The organism is Vibrio makurazakiensis, from assembly GCF_050337375.1.
GTDB classification, from domain to species: Bacteria; Pseudomonadota; Gammaproteobacteria; order Enterobacterales; family Vibrionaceae; genus Vibrio; species Vibrio makurazakiensis.
In genome coordinates, this window is record NZ_JAKJSW010000415.1 from 1 (window position 1) to 1,760 (window position 1,760).

1 protein-coding gene is annotated in these 1,760 nt (G+C 41.4%); it reads left to right on the plus strand.

Features of this window, described 5'->3' with window-relative positions; translation table 11 throughout:
• Nucleotides 1-56 precede the first annotated feature (56 nt).
• Nucleotides 57-1,760: heavy metal translocating P-type ATPase (locus tag L4C33_RS22050; protein WP_428814522.1), on the plus strand; the 1,704-nt coding region annotated here is incomplete at its 3' end.

Sequence of the window (1,760 nt, forward strand, 5' to 3'; positions counted from 1 at the left end):
ATTCAAGGCCGCGTAACTTTCCCAACTGAAACAACTATCGAATTAACGAACTAACTATGTGTGAATCCTGTTATCACTGCGGTGAAGAAGTACCAGCCAACACGGATTATAAGGTTGAAATTCTGGGGCAACTGCGAGAAATGTGTTGCCCTGGTTGTGAGAGTGTTTCCCAAACGATTATTGATAGTGGTTTAAGCTCTTACTATCAATATCGAACGGCACCTGCAGAAAAAGCTGATCTTGTCCCTGAACAGCTCTTATCTCTTTCTCATTATGATAACGCCGATGTTCAACAAGAGTTCGTTAGGCACTCTGAAAACTCAGCTCAAGTATCACTTTCTCTAGAAGGTGTTTCTTGTGCCGCATGTGCTTGGTTAATTGAGAAAAAAGTATCATCTCAAGTAGGTGTTATCTCTATACGAGTTAACACCACGACCAATCGTGCTTTGCTTTCTTGGGATGACTCTCAAGTTCGCCTGAGTCAACTCTTAGCTTCAATTCATGAGCTAGGGTACAAAGCCGCACCTTTTGAAGCCGACAAGCAAGAAGCCTCTTACCACCGATCAATGAAGCAGTATCTCTATCGATTAGGAGTTGCTGGGCTTGCAACCATGCAAGTTATGATGTTGGCTGTTGCTCTATACCTTGAAGTTTTCGGGAGTTTAGAGCCTGAGTTTAGAAACTACTTTCGTTGGGTTAGTTTAATTTTTGCCACCCCTGTACTGCTTTACTCTGCGTTGCCTTTTTATATTAATGCGTGGCGTAGTATTAAAGGGCGTACATTAGGAATGGATGTCCCCGTTTCTATTGCTCTTCTTTTTGCCTACTTTGCTAGCCTTGTCGCAACGGTTACAGATAAAGGCGAAGTGTTCTTTGAATCAATCTCAATGTTTACCTTCTTCCTTCTATTAGGTCGTTTTCTTGAAATGCGGGCCCGTCGTAAAGCAGCCGCAGCAAGTGGTAACTTGTTAAAACTCATCCCGGCCATGGCAACCACGTTAGAAGGCGATCAAGTACCTGTTAAAACTCTAAAAGTTGGTGACAAAATACGAGTTTTACCTGGAGAACATATTCCTGCTGATGGCAAAGTACTTTTAGGACGCGTTCATATTGACGAGTCAATGCTGACCGGTGAATCTATTCACGTTGTAAAACAACAAGGTGATTCCGTTTTTGCTGGAACATTGAATGGTGACGAATCATTTGAGCTTGAGGTGACGACTTCTAAAGCTGATTCAATGATCTCAAATATCGTGCGACTGCAAGATGAAGCTCAACTTTCAAAACCTCGAATTGCAGAAATTGCTGATGTAGTTGCTCGATACTTTGTAGCAATACTTCTTGTTATTGCATTTTGCACTTGGTTTTACTGGCACGAGACTAGACCTGAAGATGCATTTTGGATCATGTTGTCAGTTCTAGTTGCCACTTGTCCATGTGCTCTGTCGCTTGCAACTCCAACGGCCATCACTTGCTCCACTTCAAGAATGGGTAATTTTGGTATCCTGCTTCGTAAAGGGCATGTCTTTGAAACCTTATGTAAAGTTAATCATCTTATTATTGATAAAACAGGAACATTAACGGAAGGTAACATTAAAATTGCAGGCATTAAGGTCTTTGGCAATTTTGATGAAAATACTTGTTTCAAAGTTGCAGCAAGTCTTGAGCAACACGCTAACCACCCTATTGCAAAAGCGTTTGATGAATACTTAGATTCCAATGTTCAAGTTGACTCTGTATCGAATATCATAGGTTCAGGT